Below are 19,216 nucleotides of genomic sequence, written 5' to 3' on the forward strand. Positions count from 1 at the left end.
AACGATGGACTTCACACAAGAATTAAAGGTACTACGTCTAGGAAAGCGGCCATCTATGCGTTTTAAAACAGGGGAAGAAGTTGACTCCCCTGTTTTTCTTTTGCGTGTATTATCAGCGGAAGAAGAGCTGGAAGCACAGATAAGTACACAAACCTACATGAACAAGAAGGACATACCCGAATATTTAACACCGCTCATTTACGAAACTGAACGGGTAGCCATTGCTCTTAAAACAGGTAGCGGTAAAAGAATCTATGTAAACGGTACGGAATTACGTAGCAAACATACCGAGGAAGAAATAGGGACAATTATAGGGGCTTATAAGGGCTTGATGATTCACTATAAAACGATAGAGACGATTACCCAAGACGACCTAAAGCAATTGGTAGAAGGTGTCCATGCGGGAAAGCTCGTGGAGAGTACCTGATATACAGATTAATTAAGGATATCGGTGATTATCGACCACTGAATGGATCGGGTACTCTCAATGAACCGCAATTGCTTTGGTTGTACGTGATGCGTTCGGCTGAGCGATTGGACGAAGAGAAGCAAATGTGTGATGGATGCCGAACAAACAGAGCTTTAGGAATCATGAAACCGCCTAGTTGTGTTCAATGCGGAAAAGAAGTTAGTAGCTATTACCGCGAAGACCGAGAAGAACATTTGAAAGCATTCATTGCATACCGAAAGAGTCTTTTACCTAATAAAGACCAACAAAAGCAGATTGAAGCGGAACTAGATGCTGAAATTGCGAGAGAGGATGAACAAAATGTCAGGGAATAAGGACGACATTGAATTTATCATAAGTGGCGAAGATCATATGTCCAAAATCCTCAAAGGACTTGCCCATGAATACGATCGTCTCGAACAGCAGTCTAAGCAAACAGGTAATGCAATCGATCGGAGTATGAAAGATGCAGGCGGTGAAACGAAAAAGACTACCTCTGATGTGAAGACCTTGGAGAAGCGCTTAGAAGAGGTAGGGCGCAAGCAAACAGAAATTAAACAACTATCAAAAAGCATTGAGAATACCAGGCAAAAGATTTCGAGCGCTGGTAACGAAGCGCAAAGTACTGGTCGAAAGTTAGAAACAGGTTTTAACGCTGGTGAGAAAGCAGCTAAACGCTTGGAACGGCAAACAGATCATTTGAAAAAGAAAATACAAGAAACAGCTAGCTCTGCTAAAAACTTAATGTCAGAGATTAATGGTGCCACAGCAGGCTTTCAAGGATTTGTAGGCGATCACCTCAGAAGAGGTGCCATGGTGGGTACACTGGCTGTCACTGGCTTTGCTACTCACTCTGTTATGAAAGATGTGAACTATGAGTATGAGCTAACGAAAATGAACTCTCCTTTGAAGCAAAATTACATCAACAAAGGAGTCTTTGACAAAAAATCATTTGATAAAGACATGGCAGACCTCAACAAATATGTCATTGAGCAAGGGCTTCGCACTGATCGAGAAACGGATATTCTCGGCTATATTGGCATGGCAAAGGAACTCGGTAAGAACAACATGGATGCAAAAGCAATAAAGGCAGCCCTTCCGGTAGTAGCTGATTTTGCGCAAGCTAATAGTGAGATTGCACCAGATGAGGCATCAAAATATCTAGCTAATAAACTAGAAGCAGCAGCACAGGATTACACACCTGAGAATTTCGAAAGAGTCGCTGACCAGTTCACAATGACGGTAGATATGTCCTCGTTAGATCCACGTGACTTGTTGTATGCCGAAAAGTACACGGATTTCACCAATGCTATTGGGGACGTAGATTTTGCTATATCCCAAGCCATGCAGGTGGTTTTATCAAAGATTAGTGTTGAAGGTGAAAAGGCTGGTACTGCCCTACGAACTCTTTTCCTAGAGAGTACACAGCTTGATGTGTCAGACGCGGCCATGGGTAGAATCTCATCAGCAAGTGTAGCGAATGTTGTAAAAACCATTGTAAAAGAGGTTAACAGCGTAAATAAACAAGTAGAGGCTGACCGATCTGTTCCAACCGATCAAAAAGGAAATGAAAAAATCCTACGGAAATCTGCTATTTTGAATAAACACATGCAGAAACTATCAAAAGATGAGCAACTAGAGGTAGGCTCTACGCTGTTTGGGAAGGAAGCGGCATCTGTTACTACCCTATTCACTGATTCGGGCTATAAACAAATGCTAGAGACGATTGAGGGGCTTCATAACAGCAAAGGAATAACCAAACGATATGCAGATGATAGAGCGAATACCTCTAAGGGGGAACTTGTTGCTCTTGGAAAATCTATTGATGCAATCCAAGTCAAGGTTGGTGAAGCCCTTAACCCGATGTTAAAAGCAACCACTGAAGAACTAACAAACCTTGCAACAAAAGGTAAGTTCAGTTTTGACACGATTAGACGCGGTGTTGAGGACTCATCTAAAGAGTTGAAAGATAAGCTAAATGTGGAAATAGGTGAGACCTATTCTAAAGTTATGAACTTAGCTGTGAACGGATTTCAAATTGGGGAGGCAATGACACCCCTTGCAGAAGGGGCAGGTAGCGCTATTCTAAAGCTACTAAATGGTGATGTTGCTGGGGCCAGTAAAGATATTGTACTTGCCATAGATGCCACTGATTTGAAAATTGAAAACCTACCTGGTGAACTTCAAGGGCTGGCTAAGATGGCAGAAAACGCCGCAATTGGTTTAGCTTTGATCTGGGGTGTATCAAAAGCTATAGATATTGGGGAGAAAGGTACGAAAGTATGGAAGGCTGGTCAAAAGTTTGGTGAGAAAGTAAAAGACATGACGAGCAAAAGAAAAAATCCTTCCAACGTACCAGCAATTGATAATGACAAGACTATACGTGCAAATGTAGTTCATGTATATGGTGACAAGGTAAATGGTGGCGGCAAGGGTGGAAGTAATGGTGGAGTTGTACCTGTTTCAAATGAGAAACCTGAAGTAGAAAAGAAAAAGAAAATGGGAAAGGGCAGTGTTGGACGAGCTGCTGGTTTAGGTGCCGGTGCATGGTTCGTAGCTAATATGTTTGGAGCTAATGAATTTATTCCTGAGGATGTAAAATCTGTTGTTGATAATGTAGCAATTGGGGCCGCAATAAATAGCTGGCTTGGAAACCCGGTAGGTCATGTGGCGCAATCAACAGGGGCTGGAGCAGTTATAGCTGAGGGCGCCGTAACAATGGGTGGAACAGCAGGTGCATTATTGCTATCTGCTGGTGTAGGCTCCGCTGTAGGGACAACAGTAAATCATCTAAGCGGAAATGCAAAAGAAGAGAAAATCATGAATGAAATAGGGGCAGGCTTTTGGTTTACAAATGAGGCAAAAGATAAGCTAAGAGGGGAAACTGGAGACCAAACATATATTTATCAGCAACAAATGAAAACGGTTGGTAACATGTTAATGGGCTATCGAAATCAAGCGCCTACAGAAGTAATTAACCAACTATCCCAAGAATTATGGGAAGAAGCGGTACAAAACGTAAAGAACAATACTACTGATTTATTTGGAAATAATGTTGACGATCCGGCGACGTACATCGACGAGAAGATGAAGAAGAAATTAGTGGTACACAAAAATGTTGATAGTATACGGATGAGTCGTTTAACGAATGAAGAGTTTGCTACAGCACAACACTATTTGCCCAAGGAGGGAATGTGGCGGAAAGGTGCATCAAACGAACCAACAGCGAGAAACAGAGTCCAGCAAACTAAAGAAACTGAAGATGATCCTTTCGTGAAAGGAAGTTTTAAAGCTCAAATGCTTGATGAAATATTAAAACCCGTTTCACAGCAATGGTCAAGCCCCCGTTTTGTAGACAGTAAGAAAAACCCCGGCCGTTAGGCCGCTAACTGACGCCTAAATTCACTAGGCGTCAGTTTATTTAACTTCAGTTGAAGACGTTCTTCGTTGTAAAAATAAATGTAATTTTCAATTCTCCTTTGAGCATCTTGAAGATCTCGTATATCATAGGGATATAGGGCTTCGGTTTTCAAATGAGAAAAGAAGCTTTCTATCGAGGCATTGTCTAGGCAATTGCCCCGTCGGGACATGCTGATTTGGGCGCCAACCGTAGGCAGCATGTCGTGGTATGCATGGGACGTGTACTGGGAACCTTGGTCGCTGTGAACGATCAAACCAGTCACGTCTTTTTGCATTTCAAATGCTTTCCTAAAAGTCTCTAGAACAAGCGCATTGTCATTTCGAGTACTGATATGATAAGCGATAATCTCATGCGTACATAAATCTTTGATTGCAGAAAGGTAGATACGTTCTTCACCGATGCGATATTGGGTAACGTCAGTTACCCATTTTTGATTAGGCTCTTGAGCGGTAAAATCACGTTTGAGTAAATTATCTGCAACACGTCCATCCGATACCTTTGCTTGATGGGCAGTCATATAGGCACGTTTACGGCGAATGATGGCTTTGAGTCCCAGATTTTGCATGATGCGTAATACTTTCTTATGATTAACCCTACAACCAAATTGGCGTAACAGTTCGGCCTGAATTCGGCGATATCCATATATTCCTTTTCTTTGTTCATAGATCGTTCTGATCCGTTTTTTCATCGATTTATCCCTATACAAGTTTCTAGTAGAGAGGTACTTGTAATAGCCACTTCTCGAAACTCCTAACACCTTACAAACCTCAGTAATTGGATATATTGTAGACAAACTCTCCACAATTCGATACTTCTTCCTTACACCCCCCGCATCCAGATTTCCAAACACTTTTTTAGGATTTCATTCTCGCGCTTCAGTTTTTGGACATACCTATCCTGATCAATATAGGCCTGACGACGTCCGCGTCGATCTAGAAGTCCAAACTCACCCTGTTGTCTGTACTTTCTCATCCACTTTTTTAAGCGATCTTTGTCCTGAATTTCCAAATGCTCTACAATTTGTTTATACGTCCACTTTTCCTCAATGTGTAAACGAATAGCTTCCATTTTCAATGATTCTGGATAACTTTTAAATTTTTGTCCTTTAACCGCCATAAAAAAATACACCCCCTAAAGTCATCGGATAACCTTGGGGCTTTTTCCAATGTCTACTTTAAGGGGTGCACTTCAGCAAAACGATACAATTAATCAGGGGTTTATTAATTTAATTGGCGAATTTAATAGATGGTTTACTCAACCTAAAGACCCTATTCAAGTAAATACTGTAAATAGGTTGGAGGTACATAATAATACTCCTTTTAACTTAGGGTTTATTCAATCTCCAACACAATTAGTTGATAATACTCCAAACCGTCTATTAACACCTAGAAGAGCAATGCAAGTGCCAGAATAATATAATTTGAATAAAAAAATTTTTTAAACCATAATATTCCTATCTATATATTTAGGAGGATTCTTATGATTCTTATATTTGAAGCTATCGTTTTAGTCGCAGGTCTATTCTTTTTTAAGAACAAAGTAAAACATAATGTTTGGGAGGCCATAAAGACTTTTTTAATTGTTTGCCTGTCTGATTTTGTAATCACTCAAACAGCATTGTTTGAAAATTTTAGTGACGATACCAGAATCATTATCTTCTTTGCTATTATGATCGTATTTTTGGGTATCACTGTTTATAAATTTAAAGACAAGAGATATCCAAGCCAAGACATGCAAGATGAAGCATAAGGAGGAGAATAGCCTTGCCTCTTCGTTTTGAATCAAAAAACGGGAATTTTGTCTTCCCGTACAACCCCCAAAGCATAAATTTCAACAGTAGCATGTTGCTGGTTAAACATAAATATCCCTTCCGTAGAGGAGCGGAAACCCAAGATATGGGGCGTGATTCAGTAACGGTTGAGGTGAGGGGGATATTTCTATCAAAACCTTTCGTACCGTCCATGTCGCCTATCCAGTTGATTGAGCAATTATGGGCATTTCAAGAGAGTGGTACAATCCTAAAAATGTACGGTAGTGAATTGGGAAAGCCGGTTGAAGGTCGAGAGTTCCGTATAGAAAATTTAAAAGGTGAACGTGAAGAGGGTACGGTTGGAGATATACCGTACTCTTTTTCGTTGGTCGAACACTATGAACCAAAATGGAGTCAGCAAGAGAAGAAACAGGGAGCGAACACAAAACCCTACACGCCCAAGGCACAGAACAAAGCTTCTAAAAATAAACCTACTACAAAAGATATGGTTTATGTTGTAAAGAAGGGAGATACGTTGTGGGATATTGCATCTAAATACTATAAGGACCCATTGAAACATAAAAAGATCATGTCAGATAACAAGGTTACTGTGAAAGATATGAAACCTGGTTTGAAACTTACGCTAAAAGGGGTGCCCCAAAAGTAATGGCTGACCAGAAAATACTTCGAATTATTGCTACAAACTTAAAAGGGCCTCGATGGGAAATTAATCGATTAACAGAGTGGGATGTCACTATTGATATTGCGACTCCAGCTAATCGCTTTGTTGTAGACATAGCTAATCCAACAGGTAATTACACAGAGCTTCTAGGATGGGGAGATAAGATCGAACTAGTCTCCGAGTTCTCAAATGGCAGCGGAAGAGAAGTCATACAAACGGGATACATTGATGATATCGAAGAGGTTTATTCTGTAAGCGAAGGGGGAGGCATCCGGATTGACTGTAGAGACAGCGGTTTACTTCTCATTGAAAATGATGCTATTCCAATCACGCATAAAAAAATCTCTCTAAAGGATTTAGCAACAAAGATTTTTAAGGAATGTGGGTTAGCAATCAACTATAAAGCCCCCACCATAATGATTGACAAGAAACAAATTAGAATAGGTGAAAACGGATGGGATACGATCGAGGAACATGCACTAGAAAATGATTTACGTATATGGCGTATAGACAACACGTACTTTCTGGGCAAGTTCCAACCATGGCCTGACGTTGTTTACACTTTTGCTGATAAACCTACAGGGCCAAAAGAAATTCCCATTTTGTCTATTAGAAAAAAAACATCCGGAGCTAACCGGAAAAGTGAAATTTGGGCTTATCGAACAGGTAAGAAAAAAGGTCTGGTTAAAGAGGTTGATAAGACAGTACCAGACAAATTAAAAAGACGAATGGTTATGAGCGGCGCCAAGACTGTAGGGGAAACGAAAAAAATGATAAAGCGCCAATTTGCAAGGAATAAGATCGGGACAAATGAGGTTGAAATTGTTCTGAAAGGCACACGAGTAGTACGACCAGGGCGAAAGGCTAACATTATAAAGAGGTTAGGTGTACGAGGCTTCAATTTACAATGGGTAATCAGTTCTGTGCGTTATTCTTGCTCTGTGCAAAACGGAGAGATCACAACGATTACTTGTAGACCATTAGAGGAGGTGCTTGGGTAATGAACAAAGGCTATCAACTCAGTCAATCTGAAAAAAATATAGAAGTAGCTCATATCGAACAAGCAGAACGACATGCGTATGGTCCAAGAGTGTCGGGAGATGGTCCAGGAGCGCCAATTGATGCGCCTATCATGTTAACACCTGGTATTTATGTTTTGCCTCCCCTTGGCTCTCAGGTGGCTTTTACACATACAGAGGATGGTACTTTTGCTGGAGCAATGACAAGTTGGCCAGAGGAAGCACTTGAAATGGTATCCAGCCGATCCACACTACTCCCACAATATAATCCTGGTGATATTATTATCTTTGCAGCTGGTACAATGCTTAACAAAGGAACACTGACTTATCAACATTTCAAAGCTGACGGAACCGTTACCCTGTGTATGCTGGATGCAAGCGGTAAACCTATTTCAGAGGAAACATGGACAGCAAACGGTATTGCTATTAAAACAAAGTCTTATTCTGTGGTAGCTGAGTCTGTCAGTATCAAGGATGAGAGTGGTGTACGGTTATGAATCCAATAATGAAGTATCCTAGTGGCTATAGCTTAGATAGTTCAGGTAACTTTGCCAAATGGAAAACTGAAAAGCAATTACTTCGACAACGGCTCCTAAACGCACTATTGATGCGATCAGGAGTCGTTTCCATTCCGGGATATGAAAACGCAGGGAGTAAGATACATTCGCTTAAAAAAATCCCCCCATCTGAGCGATTAGAACAAGCTACTTTATTTGCGAAAGAAGCACTTCAGCATGAAATAGATCAAGAGGAAATTAGTGGAGTTACTGATGTTCGTTTGTTAGAAGATAGTGGTCAGCTTATCGTGGCTGTTAGTCTTCCTAGTGGAGAAATTCTTGATTTGGAGGTGCCGTATGACTGATAGCATTGAGTATTCCGAGGAGTTCAACGGCATACCTATTAAGTCATTTGAACAAATCCTTGATGAAATCTTATACGACTGGCAACAAACAGCTCTAAAGAAGGGAATAGAGCTAGACATCATGCCATTTAGTGATGCACATATAAGGGCATCAGCTGTCGCTCAACAAATATATACGCTTTATCTGAATGGAGCCATGTGCGTAGATCAATACATGCCTGATACTGCTAAAGGAATTTATTTAGAGGCACATGCGAAAAGTCAGTCCTTAGAACGGAAACCAGCTACGGTGTCTACGGGAAAGCTCCTTCAATTCAAACGTGACCCTAACCTTACAGCGGTTGATTCTGAAATAAATATCCCCGCTGGCGAAGTCAAAGTCATAAGTAAAAAGGAGATTGTGTTCCAGAACTCAGCCACTATCTATATGGCCCCTAATGTACTTGAGGTATCTGTTCCCTATGAAGCTGTCGTTCCTGGTGAGGATGGCAATATTTATGCAGGGGAAATCATCAGCTTTTATGAGCAACCGCCATCTGGAATATCATACGTTGCCAATTTAGACGCGACTAAAGATGGGTCAGATCAAGAAGACGATGACTCCTTACGTGAGCGGTATTTCGAGGCTACTCGAATGGAAGACTGGCACGGATCACCAGCTTGGTTAGAGCATCAGGCGATGAAGATACCAGGTATCACTTCTGCAAAGGCATTAAAACACGCACGAGGGGAAGGAACAACCGATCTATTGATAACAAGCGGCTGGACAATACCAAGTCCAGAAAAAATAAAGGCAGTCTATGATATGCTCACTGATCCAAGTATTGAACCTATCAATATCGACTTACAAGTCATTGCACCTGAGGAAGTATTCGTTCCTCTAACTGTCCATGCACCAGATTTAACCCAAGAAAAAGTGGAGGATACGTTTAAAAAATATCTTAAATCGCTTACTGGAAAACGTACGATTTACCCTTTACACATTGCTGCCGCTTTGATTGCGGAAGGAGCGGAAAACCCAATTATCCAGCAACCAGCAGAACCAATCTATTTAACAGAACAGCAACTTCCATTCCCTGGGGTGATTACTATTGTTTAATTTAGTAAGACAGCTCACCGATACGGGGCTTTATCATGATTCAGATGTCTTATCGACTGGAGAGCTACAGGCTTATGAAAAACAACTGCAAGACGTGCTTGAATGGCAAGAGCAGTTAAAAAACGAGTTAGCACTAGATACAACAGATTGGTTGTTGCCACGATGGGAAGAAATTTATGACTTGTTACCGGGTATTAGTACAAAACGTGAGAGGCAATTAGCCCTACTCAACAAGGAACGAGCAAAAGGAGCTCTTACAGCAAGTAAGATAATAGCTTTTGCAAATGATTATGGTTTCACACCGAAAATCATCAAAAAAGTTAGACCTTTTCGTTATCGGATTAAAATTGTTGGAAACAAGCACTTTGATTTACTTAGGTTTAATGCTCTGTTAAATAAAGCGGAACCGTCACACCAAGCACATGATTATGGAATGGAAGACAAAACATGCAACATCCAATTTATCACCGAGAAGAAACCAATCATCAACGTAGCAAGTTATCAAATTTGTAATACATTTTCATCAGGTGGTGAGTATGAACTGTGATTAATCAATTTGCGCTCCAAGAGCAAGCGAAACACTTGCAATCTCTATTTAACACGGCTGAAATAGAAATCAACGGCATATCAAAACCCATGCCGCTCACCAGTGAAATAGATGGTAGTAAGGTAAGTTTTTTTATTGATGTACCAGCTAATGAAGCTGGAGTGATTACGCGTCGAGTTATTAAAGATAAGCAGGGAAGAGTGTGCTGGTCTGATCCAACGGGGAAGATTAACATCGTCAAGCCCGATGTGGAGCTTAGAATAGAAATACCAATTTCACTTTTGTGGAAAGAGGGTATTTAAAGTATGAAAGACAAGCTACCTTATTTCATTGATAGAAGATATAACTATGGTGAGGAACAACAGTATGAAATTGTTTGGTCAGATGGAAGAAGAGAGATAGTAGATTTAGTGAAACTAGGAATCGTTCAAGAAGGCAGTCGGATTAACGCTGCCATACTAAACAGGATAGTAGAGGAAATAAACCAGTTGATGGGTACTTACGATACCATTAGGCGTTTCCAATTGAATTTTATCGCGGCAACCATTGAGCAGGAAACGAAAAACAACGCTAACTTAACTGGTGTGGATGCAAATATTGTGATCGAAACGTTTCGAAATCTGGACGATATCAACCTATTAGAAGGGGCCTTTGATTCAGTGAACCAAAAGGTCTATTTGCCGTGATACAAGGAGGGCAACCATGGATTCGAAAATTACAATACCGTACAAATGGAGCTTTGATAAAGACCCAATTAGTCAAGATGTAACTTTAAAAAAAGGCGATATGATCATAGGATTCGCTAGGTCGCCAAATACTGATGTAAGTTTACAAATCACTTCTACTAATGGGAGTCTTGCGTATACTAAAAATGTTGCATACAACACAGGAGGAGTTCAGCCTGACTCTATCTCGGCAGTTATATATACGGCTATGTCTGACATGACTACAACTCTTACTTTTGCTACTTCTATGAAAGAGTATACAATTGCTGCTGTTTTTCGTAATGCAGAATTAGTTGGACATAATAATCTTCCTCATGGTCGAGGAACACCTCAACAGACATTACCTGAAAATAAACATAATGGTATGGGAATTTTATTAGTAAATCGTTTAAGCACTGGTGCATCGTTACCATCATATACTCCAATAGTCCAAGCAGGACCTACGTTAAATTCAGCTCATATGTTTGTAATAGATAACATACGGAAACAAGATGCACAACCTGCTTCTATTTCTGATGGGGGAGGTAACTATTCAGCAATTGTGGCCTTTCTATTAGCTACAGCTGTAAAAGGTCCTTATAAACCAACTAACCTCAGCCCTTCAGGGTCAAGCAGTTCCCCAGCTATGGTAGGTTCAGACCCTACATTCGCATGGTCATACAGTAGCCCCGATGTCGGGAGCATTCAAAAGGCCTATCAATTAGTTATCAAAAAGAAGATAGATAATAGTCTATTTTACGACACAGGCAAAGTGGCTAATAGTAGTAGTACGAAAAAAACACCGTTATACTTTATGACACCGGACACGGAATACTACTATACAGTAAAAGTCTGGGACCAATACGACAATCCTAGCCCAGAAAGTGACAGGCAGTATATTAAAACATATAAAGTTCCAATAGTTACTCCGGTATCACCTCTAGGAAGTAAGGACAAGCCAGGGGGAGCCAGCTTAGCTCCTACCCTAAAATGGGATTACTATGACCCCCAAGGAATCGAAAAATATGCTTTTGAGATAGTAATAAGAAAATCTGATAGTGAGAATTCTTTGGTAATACCTATCCCCTTTGTGATAACATCTCAGAACCAATACGAGGTGCATCCAGGAATATTGAAGGCAGGAGAGTTATATAATTGGACAGTTCGGGTATGCTCACAAGAACATATATTCAGCGTACACACGCCAATACAATATTTCATCACGAATACGCCACCGTCTGCCCCGACACTGACTTTACCCGTCAACACCTATAGGACGAATACAAACCCGATCTTCGAGGCTTTAGCTGGTAACGATCCTGAGAATGATAGACAAAGCTTTGTTATCAGGATTGCATCAGATGAGCAATTTACTCAAGATATCCGTTATTACAACGGCGAATTCAATTATAAAAACTGGAGCTATTATGATGGCCATGAGTGGAAGGCGTTTGACGATCACAAATTAAGTAACGATATCGTTAAAGGGAAAAAGATACGGTTCGATATGCGCGACAGCGAACCTCTACTAAAAAATAAAACCTATTATTGGAGCATGGCTGCTGTAGACGGAACAACAGGAGCATTTGGCAACTGGTCTACTACTCAATCAATCCGAGTAGGGAATGTTCTTCAATTTCAACTAAAAGAGCCTATCTTCGATAAGGTAGAAGCTCATAGACTTGTGATGAATGCCGTGTACAAAATAGCTGAGGATGGAACTACTCCAGCGAAACTACTGGTGGAGGTAAGTAATAATGCTGCGGACGAGTCGCCCACATGGGAAGACATGACACAAGCGTTTTTAAACAGGGATTACCTTGAGTTACAAAATCGGGTGAAGCAAGCGGATAAATGGGGGCTAAATGTGAGGATTACTGTCTTTGCTAATGACAGTTTAGGTCCAATCGAATTTGATGCGTTTGGTTTTTCTTTTGACTAAGAGAGGTGATATAGATTGGAAATTGCAAAATCATCGGATTTAGAAAAATTGCGTGCTGATAAAGAGAAATTGGAGCAAGAAAAAAAGAAATTGCTAGACCAGGTAGACCAACTCGAAAAAGAAAAGCGTGATCTAATGCTCACTGTCACAGACATGTACGAGCATATCGTAAAGTCGGACAAGTTGGTTACAGATACCATGATTGCTATGACAGAACTCTATGAACAATTTTTAGAATTACAATCAGGAGGTAATGACTAATGGATTCAATGATTCCGATTTACTGTTCTTTAATCGAATCAGGTGACAAAACGTTGGAGCAAGTACCTAAGCAACTTAGAGATAAAGTTGAAAGTCAATTGAACGCCAATGAAGCTGATTAAAGTAGCTTTAGAGGCGTTTTTCTTTTGGCTTCTGGTTCTTGTGAAAGGGGGTGAATCAATCATGGCTATTGCGACTATATACGTATATCTGATCTTGGATGGCGACAAAACCTATACGCAAGTACCAGCCAAAATACGACCTGAAGTTAAGCGACAACTTACTGTACTGGGATATGAAGACCTAACTAAATAGCGCCTTTTCCAATCGGAGAGGCGTTTTTTCGTGGGGAGCTGAGAGGCTCCCTATTTTAATTACCCTAAGGGGTGAGGAGGCATGACACATGAGATTTACTTGGGAGCTACCATCTTTTATAAAAGCGGAGAACGGTGTCATGGCTGTGCTAGGGGCCGCGATCCTCCCGTATGTAGACTTTCTATATGGTTCCGATCGTCACAAAATACTTTTTGCTCTATTTTTCTTAATTACACTCGATTGGATATCAGGTATTGCGGCCGCTATGAGGGATCAAACCTTTTCCTCTGACTACGGGATAAGGAAAGGGATACCACGTACTTTAATTGTTTTACTCCTTCCTATAGCCGCTAACCTTATGGATGAAGCAATGCAAACACCTGGTTTTCTTTTCTACGGTGTTACATTTGGGTTGATTTATCACACATGGGTGAGCTTTACGGCCAACGTTGCTAGAGCTGGATTTGAAAGGCTTATTCCCTCATCCATTTTGAAGTTCGTAGGCTCAGAACTAAAGGCAAAAGCTGAGAGATCACAGAGACACAAGGAGGGGAAATGATGGAGATGACTGCTGATATCGCTACGTTAGCCGCAATTGTTGCGGCGCTTACTGGTGTGGCTAAAGGGTTTGGGGTCCCTAACAAATTCGCTCCATTAGTCGCTATGGCTTTTTCAGCTCTATTTGTATTTCTTCCAAACGGAGAATTAAAAACCAATTTACTAACAGCGGTGGTAGTTGGATTAACGGCTGCAGGAGCTTATAGCTATGTAAAACCGGACAACGGAGGGAACAAGCAATGAAACCACAGGATTTTATTAATAAGATAGCACCTAGTGCTGTAGCTGACATGAAGAAAACAAAGATACCTGCATCTCTTACAATTGCTCAAGCAATCCTTGAATCAGCTTGGGGAGAAAGTGGACTAACTAAGAGAGGAAACAACCTCTTTGGTATCAAAGGTACAGGACCAGCAGGTGTTTGCGCCATGCCCACAAAGGAAAATTACAACGGTCAATGGACAACTATCACAGCTAATTTCAGAGCTTATAACAACTGGGGCGAGTCTATTTCAGATCATTCGAAGCTAATCTTAAACGGTACCAGAGACAAGCCTACACGCTATCATGGCGTACTAGGTGCTGTTTATAAGACTGCTTGCCATGCTATCCACAAAGGCGGATATGCCACTGACCCCGGTTATCCAGGTAAGCTAATTGGATTGATTGAAAAGTATGGGTTAGCTAAATATGACAAGGAGGAAACAACTATGGATAGAATGCTTGCAGATGAGATCATTTTAGTATTGAAAACACAATGGAAAGTAAGTGACGCAATGGGGATGAAGGAGCAAGCGAAATACCTTGGTGAGCTTGCTGATCGGGTAAGGATTGCTAGTGGACAAACATCTCAAAATAAATAATCCTTGGAAAGTGTCGGTTCAGAACTTACACTTTTCTTTTCCCTTATGTATAAAAAATTACCTCCTTAAACCCTATAGGAATCGGATATTTCTCTTCAGATTCATCGTAGATTAGAACGACTTAGCAATCTCAATCCTGTTTATCGCTAATCCTCACCCCCCAGTTCCTGGAACTTTAACAAGCTATCGTTATGGATTCTGATCTTTAGACGAAACCTTACAGCAAGGCAATATCATAAAGCACTCCCCCATATAACGTGCCAAATTGCCACATCATAAGGTGGCAAATCACCTAAACTCGTTTTATTTTGCATTTTGGCCAATGAAACAAGCCCTTTTCTGGCATGCCGGAAAAAATGCTTTATGTCCGTATAGTTTAAAGCTCACTTGAGAATTACTTTAGTATAAGAAATAATGGAGGGTGTTAAAAAATGAGCCTTAGACAAGTCGCAATTAGTGTCTGCAATGACGGTAATGTTTCACAATTGGATGTAGCAGATCAATCCCCCGGCGGTGTGTATTATAGAATTGAAGTATACCGTGCCAGTCAACCTAGTGGTGGTTATGGAGTTACTCTTTCTGGAAGTCGTGTTGAGGATATTTGCGGGAAAGATTTTCAAACGCCTCATAGTAACCGGGTGTTTCGATACATGTTTTCTGTTGGAGATAATAATACACATAAGGCAAATCTTCCCATACTATTAGAAGGGCGCGAAGAGTTCAATCCACCAGGAATGCCAGATGGAAGTTGGGATATTCGTATCCGTGACTTAGATTCAAAAAGTACCACGTATGGTTCAGTCATTCATGTGACTGCTGCACCTAATGGTAACCCAAAGGGTTACGACATTAAGTATGATCTACGAAAAGCTGATCCAAATATCAAGCGTGAGCCAATTCTTTCTCCTCTTTTAGGGCAAATATCAAAAATTAACCCAAGTCTACCCGATTTGTCGATCGCTCTTGAAGATATTGGACCTTCAATCGAATTAATAAACAATGAAATTAAAACAAAAGAAACCCCTCATACCATATTATCGCTGAGTAGATCAATTAAGTCCGTTGAAATAGATAAAGGAATTGAGGATATTAAAGCAGCTATCTGGCATCCACAGTTTGATACTTTCCGTAAGAATATAGATGCTTATGAAGCGTTTGGAGATTTCGGTGCAAAAGCAGTTCACCCAGGTACTAATTTAATAGGACCCAATGCATCTTTGGCTGCAGAGTCTATTTTCGTTCGGCAATATCGTGCTGCTCTTATCCTGCTTGGAAGGATTACTTCCCCCGAAATGTCAGGAGGAGCAAATCAGCCAGAATCGCTAGTCCTTTCAAAAACCACTACTAATACTAGACCTGGTGTATACCAAATATTTGTCGGGGCCGCTATTAACCATATAGGTATCTACAAGCTGGGTCTTGATAAAGTGCATAGTGATTACGGCGGTATACCAATGAAACTAGCTCCTGGAAGTCGTATGGAAAATGATTCGATACCAATTGCGGATTCTTGGCGTTGTAATCAAACCTTAGGTGAAATTGCTGATACTTACTATTTAAATGACCCGCCAAGTTCTTATTAAATATTTAGTACAGTAAGGGGAACTGCCTTCCTAAATTATTCTTCGACATAGATAACTGGAACAAATTCCAAACGGAGGTAGCGAATGAAATTATTAGCCATTTACAAGGGCAATGGGCTTTCTATAATCAAATGGGGATGAAGGATGAAGCTGTGAGGATCGGGCAATTGGCTGATGAGCTGAGGATTGCTAGTGGACAGGAACCGCAGAATAAATAATCCTTTAAAAAGTGCTGGTTCAAAACTGGCACTTTCTCTACAAAACTATCCGGAAGTATTATTAAAAATATTATGATAAACTGAAGGTGAGTTTTAATAGGGATAGAAAATGGGAGGATACTAAACGATGAATGATTTTTCACTTGAGCTTGCCGCAGAACAAATAAAGCACCCTCTAACGAAAGAATATTTCAAAGAGGTACTCTCCTCATATCAAATAGGGAACTACCGTTCCGCGATCGTGAGTTTATATACCGTCGTAATCACTGACTTGATTAATAAATTGAAAGATCTTGTGGATCGAGAAGAAGATGTAGGTGCTAAGAAGATTCTTGATGAAATAGATGAAGAACGCCTAAAGGACACATCACTTTCCAAATGGGAAACTTCGTTAGTAAAAAAGGTATATGAGCAAACAAAATTAATTGAGGCACATGATTTAGCGAATATTGATGCTTTAAAGGCTCATCGGAATCTTTCAGCTCATCCAGCTATTACATCGGAAGACTTGCTTTTCACTCCAAATAAAGAGACCGTTCGCGCGCACATTCGTAACATGCTGGAAGGAATATTAAATAAGCCATCTATGTTTACACATCAAATTGTAGATCACTTCATTATGAAGTTCCCAGCCTTGCATGAGCAATGGGGAGACCCTTTTTCAGTTTATCAAGTGGATTATGATCACATTATTCATAAAAAGTATCTGATCTACTTCACAGATAAAGCCATTAAGAAATTGTTTCGATCTTTATACAAATTGGCTTATCGTACAAATAGCCCTGAGGCTATCGAACATCGTTGGGCAACCCATGAAACACTTATGGTCATACTCAGTAAGTATCCAGAGATTGTATACACTGCTTTTTCAGAAGAGAAAGCATATTATAGTAATATTTCATTTGAAAAACGAATCGTACATAATCTTATATATTTTTTCAGAAAAGCACCGAGGCTTTATCCGTTTCTTGATGAAGAAACTCAGGAACAATTGAAATCTATTTTGTCAAATGATATCTCTTGCTTTGTTTCTTCATGGTTTATATCTGAAACTCAAGAAATGCATTATGAGAAGGTAATTGAGAAATTTAATAAATTAAAATCATCTATGCCAAATGGTCTGCTTTATGATATAAAAGAACTAGCAACCAGCGTAGGGCGTTCTGCAGAGTATCCAGACTTTATTATTCGTAACTATTCGAGAAGCAGTAGTTATACTGAATCATACGAACTTTTTCGACTGCAGGTTCGACCTTCACTCAAATACTTCTCAGACGATCAATTCAACAATTTACTACATACTATGAATACTAATTCACAAATATATCATTTACATACTATAGCTGACCTTATAGAACAAATTCAATCTGAAGCTGAGAAATATCTTCAAAAGCGTATCGATATGAGTCCGTATAAAAATTTATGATATGAAATTATCTTAAAATCAATACTTTATTTTCGTGTCTTAATTGACTTTTTCTAGGTACTTCTTTTAACAAAAACAAAAAAAGCCTGGTCTTACCCCTGTCAAGTAGACAGTATTAAAAAAGCCTAAGCAGACAGTGTGTTTCGGTATTCCACCGGAGCACACTGGTTTAATTTTTTCTGGAATCGTTCATGGTTATAAAACCATATGTATTTTTTATGGCTTGAAAGAGTTCTTCTTCTGTTTTACACTCAGAAAAGTACAATGTCTCGGTTTTGAGATGCGAAAAAAAGGATTCAATGCAGGCGTTATCGAGGCAGTTTCCTTTGCGAGAGTGGCTGCCTTTTATGCCAAGTTCCTTTATTAGCTTATTGTACTGCTTAGACGTGTACTGGAAGCCCTGATCAGAATGCAGGATCGCTTCCTGCACGTCTCTTTTTTCGCTCAGTTGTTCCACCGTATCTAGTACGAGCTGTAAGTCATTTCGATGAGAAACCTTCCAACTAACAACTTCGTTGTTATAGAGATCCTGGATGACTGAGAGGTAGTAAAAGCGACTTTGAAACGATACAAAGGTGATATCTGTTACATACAAATGATTTGGCTTGTCCGTTTTAAACTTACGGTTAAGTAAATTAGGATTAATAACAGATACTGTTTTACCAAAATAACGTCTCTTCTTTCGGATAATAGACCGAAGGTTTAGCTCCTTCATCAACCGGTATACTCGTTTGTGATTAACATTCCATCCTTTCTTTCTTAATGCAATTTGCATTCTTGGATATCCGAAGTATGGATGAGCTTGGTGGATCGCTATTAGATGTTCCTTCAGATTTTGATTCTGCTCTTGTCTGAATGATGGTCTTCCTTTTGCGTTGAGCCATTTGTAGTAACCGGATCGAGACACTCTCGCAATTTCCACTAACCAAGTAAGGGGATATTTTTTACGCAGCTCATTTATGATTAAAAACCGATTTACTTTCCATACCTTCCCCCCAGATGCAGATTCGGATTGCGCTTTTTTAGGTATTCTACCTGCGCTTTAAGATAATCTCTTTCTTCTTCCACAGTAGCAAATTTGGTGCGTGGACGACCAATAAAAGGGTGGTCACAAGAACGGCTCTTCCCTCGTTTATCCATAACCCCTTCTCCGCTATTGAACTTTCGAACCCACTGCTTAACCTGAGTTGAACTTGGTATTCCTAATGCTTTAGTTATCGCTTTATAGGACATCCCTCTTTCTTGATACAAATTTACAGCTTTCAGCTTAAACTCCTCGGAATAACGTTTGAATTTTTGACCTTTTTTAGCCATAGGAAAATCCCCTCCAAGTAGAGTGTACCACCCACCGTCAGGTGGGCGGGCTTTTTACACTGTCTACTCAAAGGGGATAATACCAACGTTGGAGGACTTTTTTTTATTGGTAAACATGTAATTTTACCCATTGCATAGTCTCTTCAAGATTTAATAAAATAAGAACACACATTCGTATTCCGAGGAGATGTTTTTATGGCTAGT

The 19,216-nt window shown here is 40.1% G+C and carries 24 protein-coding genes and 1 pseudogene; 22 read left to right on the top strand and 3 right to left on the bottom strand.

Features of this window, described 5'->3' with window-relative positions; genetic code table 11:
• Nucleotides 1-4 precede the first annotated feature (4 nt).
• The 3 genes from ACQV1I_RS10890 (at nucleotide 5) to ACQV1I_RS10900 (ending at nucleotide 3,829) form a co-directional block, all read left to right on the top strand.
• Nucleotides 5-427 carry a hypothetical protein gene (locus ACQV1I_RS10890; RefSeq protein WP_116333891.1) on the top strand — a complete coding sequence of 141 codons (423 nt, stop codon included), beginning with the start codon at nucleotides 5-7 and terminating at the stop codon, nucleotides 425-427.
• Nucleotides 428-516: 89 nt separating this feature from the next.
• The gene (locus ACQV1I_RS10895; protein ID WP_116333892.1) at nucleotides 517-783 is read left to right on the top strand and encodes a hypothetical protein; all 267 of its coding nucleotides are present in this window, start codon (nucleotides 517-519) and stop codon (nucleotides 781-783) included.
• On the top strand, nucleotides 770-3,829 hold the full coding sequence (locus ACQV1I_RS10900) for a phage tail tape measure protein (RefSeq protein ID WP_161555077.1): 3,060 nt from the start codon (nucleotides 770-772) through the stop codon (nucleotides 3,827-3,829). Before ACQV1I_RS10895 ends, ACQV1I_RS10900 begins: the two co-directional genes overlap by 14 nt.
• Here the strand turns inward: ACQV1I_RS10900 and ACQV1I_RS10905 are convergent.
• Together ACQV1I_RS10905 and ACQV1I_RS10910 are read right to left on the bottom strand one after the other, a co-directional pair.
• Complete coding sequence (locus ACQV1I_RS10905) at nucleotides 3,826-4,719, bottom strand: IS3 family transposase (protein WP_116335481.1); 894 nt, start codon at nucleotides 4,717-4,719, stop codon at nucleotides 3,826-3,828. The genes ACQV1I_RS10900 and ACQV1I_RS10905 overlap by 4 nt on opposite strands.
• Nucleotides 4,689-4,985 carry a helix-turn-helix domain-containing protein gene (locus ACQV1I_RS10910; protein ID WP_094702890.1) on the bottom strand — a complete coding sequence of 99 codons (297 nt, stop codon included), beginning with the start codon at nucleotides 4,983-4,985 and terminating at the stop codon, nucleotides 4,689-4,691. The genes ACQV1I_RS10905 and ACQV1I_RS10910 overlap by 31 nt, the downstream gene beginning before the upstream one ends.
• Before the next feature lie 49 nt (nucleotides 4,986-5,034).
• Between ACQV1I_RS10910 and ACQV1I_RS10915 the strand changes: the two genes are divergently transcribed.
• The 19 genes from ACQV1I_RS10915 to ACQV1I_RS11005 all read left to right on the top strand — a co-directional run bounded on the left by ACQV1I_RS10915 (nucleotide 5,035) and on the right by ACQV1I_RS11005 (nucleotide 17,698).
• Nucleotides 5,035-5,283 carry a hypothetical protein gene (locus tag ACQV1I_RS10915; protein WP_116334449.1) on the top strand — a complete coding sequence of 83 codons (249 nt, stop codon included), beginning with the start codon at nucleotides 5,035-5,037 and terminating at the stop codon, nucleotides 5,281-5,283.
• Between the two features lie 65 nt (nucleotides 5,284-5,348).
• Nucleotides 5,349-5,618: a hypothetical protein gene (locus ACQV1I_RS10920; RefSeq protein ID WP_116334448.1), complete on the top strand. Its 270-nt coding sequence runs from the start codon at nucleotides 5,349-5,351 to the stop codon at nucleotides 5,616-5,618.
• A gap of 14 nt (nucleotides 5,619-5,632) precedes the next feature.
• A complete protein-coding gene (locus ACQV1I_RS10925) occupies nucleotides 5,633-6,286 on the top strand; it encodes a LysM peptidoglycan-binding domain-containing protein (protein WP_116334447.1) in 654 nt (217 codons plus the stop codon).
• Nucleotides 6,286-7,302: a hypothetical protein gene (locus tag ACQV1I_RS10930; protein WP_116334446.1), complete on the top strand. Its 1,017-nt coding sequence runs from the start codon at nucleotides 6,286-6,288 to the stop codon at nucleotides 7,300-7,302. The genes ACQV1I_RS10925 and ACQV1I_RS10930 overlap by 1 nt, the downstream gene beginning before the upstream one ends.
• Complete coding sequence (locus ACQV1I_RS10935) at nucleotides 7,302-7,817, top strand: hypothetical protein (RefSeq protein WP_116334445.1); 516 nt, start codon at nucleotides 7,302-7,304, stop codon at nucleotides 7,815-7,817. The genes ACQV1I_RS10930 and ACQV1I_RS10935 overlap by 1 nt, the downstream gene beginning before the upstream one ends.
• Complete coding sequence (locus tag ACQV1I_RS10940) at nucleotides 7,814-8,182, top strand: hypothetical protein (protein WP_116334444.1); 369 nt, start codon at nucleotides 7,814-7,816, stop codon at nucleotides 8,180-8,182. Before ACQV1I_RS10935 ends, ACQV1I_RS10940 begins: the two co-directional genes overlap by 4 nt.
• On the top strand, nucleotides 8,175-9,281 hold the full coding sequence (locus ACQV1I_RS10945) for a baseplate J/gp47 family protein (protein ID WP_116334443.1): 1,107 nt from the start codon (nucleotides 8,175-8,177) through the stop codon (nucleotides 9,279-9,281). Before ACQV1I_RS10940 ends, ACQV1I_RS10945 begins: the two co-directional genes overlap by 8 nt.
• Complete coding sequence (locus tag ACQV1I_RS10950; protein ID WP_116334442.1) at nucleotides 9,274-9,828, top strand: putative phage tail protein; 555 nt, start codon at nucleotides 9,274-9,276, stop codon at nucleotides 9,826-9,828. Before ACQV1I_RS10945 ends, ACQV1I_RS10950 begins: the two co-directional genes overlap by 8 nt.
• A complete protein-coding gene (locus ACQV1I_RS10955) occupies nucleotides 9,825-10,130 on the top strand; it encodes a hypothetical protein (RefSeq protein ID WP_116334441.1) in 306 nt (101 codons plus the stop codon). Before ACQV1I_RS10950 ends, ACQV1I_RS10955 begins: the two co-directional genes overlap by 4 nt.
• A 3-nt stretch (nucleotides 10,131-10,133) precedes the next feature.
• Entirely contained in the window at nucleotides 10,134-10,514 is a 381-nt protein-coding gene (locus ACQV1I_RS10960; protein ID WP_116334440.1) for a hypothetical protein, read from the top strand.
• A 16-nt stretch (nucleotides 10,515-10,530) separates the two neighbouring features.
• Nucleotides 10,531-12,474: a hypothetical protein gene (locus ACQV1I_RS10965; RefSeq protein WP_116334439.1), complete on the top strand. Its 1,944-nt coding sequence runs from the start codon at nucleotides 10,531-10,533 to the stop codon at nucleotides 12,472-12,474.
• Between the two features lie 15 nt (nucleotides 12,475-12,489).
• A complete protein-coding gene (locus ACQV1I_RS10970; RefSeq protein WP_236645824.1) occupies nucleotides 12,490-12,735 on the top strand; it encodes a hypothetical protein in 246 nt (81 codons plus the stop codon).
• Nucleotides 12,735-12,857: a CD1375 family protein gene (locus ACQV1I_RS10975; RefSeq protein ID WP_268878073.1), complete on the top strand. Its 123-nt coding sequence runs from the start codon at nucleotides 12,735-12,737 to the stop codon at nucleotides 12,855-12,857. The genes ACQV1I_RS10970 and ACQV1I_RS10975 overlap by 1 nt, the downstream gene beginning before the upstream one ends.
• 61 nt (nucleotides 12,858-12,918) lie before the next feature.
• Nucleotides 12,919-13,050, top strand: coding sequence for a CD1375 family protein (locus tag ACQV1I_RS10980; protein ID WP_268878072.1), 132 nt, complete (start codon nucleotides 12,919-12,921; stop codon nucleotides 13,048-13,050).
• Nucleotides 13,051-13,138: 88 nt separating this feature from the next.
• Complete coding sequence (locus tag ACQV1I_RS10985) at nucleotides 13,139-13,609, top strand: phage holin family protein (protein WP_116334438.1); 471 nt, start codon at nucleotides 13,139-13,141, stop codon at nucleotides 13,607-13,609.
• Entirely contained in the window at nucleotides 13,606-13,851 is a 246-nt protein-coding gene (locus ACQV1I_RS10990; protein WP_116334437.1) for a hypothetical protein, read from the top strand. Before ACQV1I_RS10985 ends, ACQV1I_RS10990 begins: the two co-directional genes overlap by 4 nt.
• Nucleotides 13,848-14,471 carry a glycoside hydrolase family 73 protein gene (locus ACQV1I_RS10995; protein ID WP_116334436.1) on the top strand — a complete coding sequence of 208 codons (624 nt, stop codon included), beginning with the start codon at nucleotides 13,848-13,850 and terminating at the stop codon, nucleotides 14,469-14,471. The genes ACQV1I_RS10990 and ACQV1I_RS10995 overlap by 4 nt, the downstream gene beginning before the upstream one ends.
• Before the next feature lie 431 nt (nucleotides 14,472-14,902).
• Nucleotides 14,903-16,054, top strand: coding sequence for a hypothetical protein (locus tag ACQV1I_RS11000; RefSeq protein ID WP_116334435.1), 1,152 nt, complete (start codon nucleotides 14,903-14,905; stop codon nucleotides 16,052-16,054).
• Nucleotides 16,055-16,399: 345 nt separating this feature from the next.
• Nucleotides 16,400-17,698, top strand: coding sequence for a hypothetical protein (locus tag ACQV1I_RS11005; RefSeq protein WP_116334434.1), 1,299 nt, complete (start codon nucleotides 16,400-16,402; stop codon nucleotides 17,696-17,698).
• A gap of 125 nt (nucleotides 17,699-17,823) precedes the next feature.
• Here the strand turns inward: ACQV1I_RS11005 and ACQV1I_RS11010 are convergent.
• Nucleotides 17,824-19,012 (bottom strand): annotated as a pseudogene (locus ACQV1I_RS11010) (IS3 family transposase).
• Nucleotides 19,013-19,216 lie beyond the last annotated feature (204 nt).

This window comes from Brevibacillus sp. JB24b, assembly GCF_051713385.1.
Lineage (GTDB): Bacteria > Bacillota > Bacilli > Brevibacillales > Brevibacillaceae > Brevibacillus_B > Brevibacillus_B laterosporus.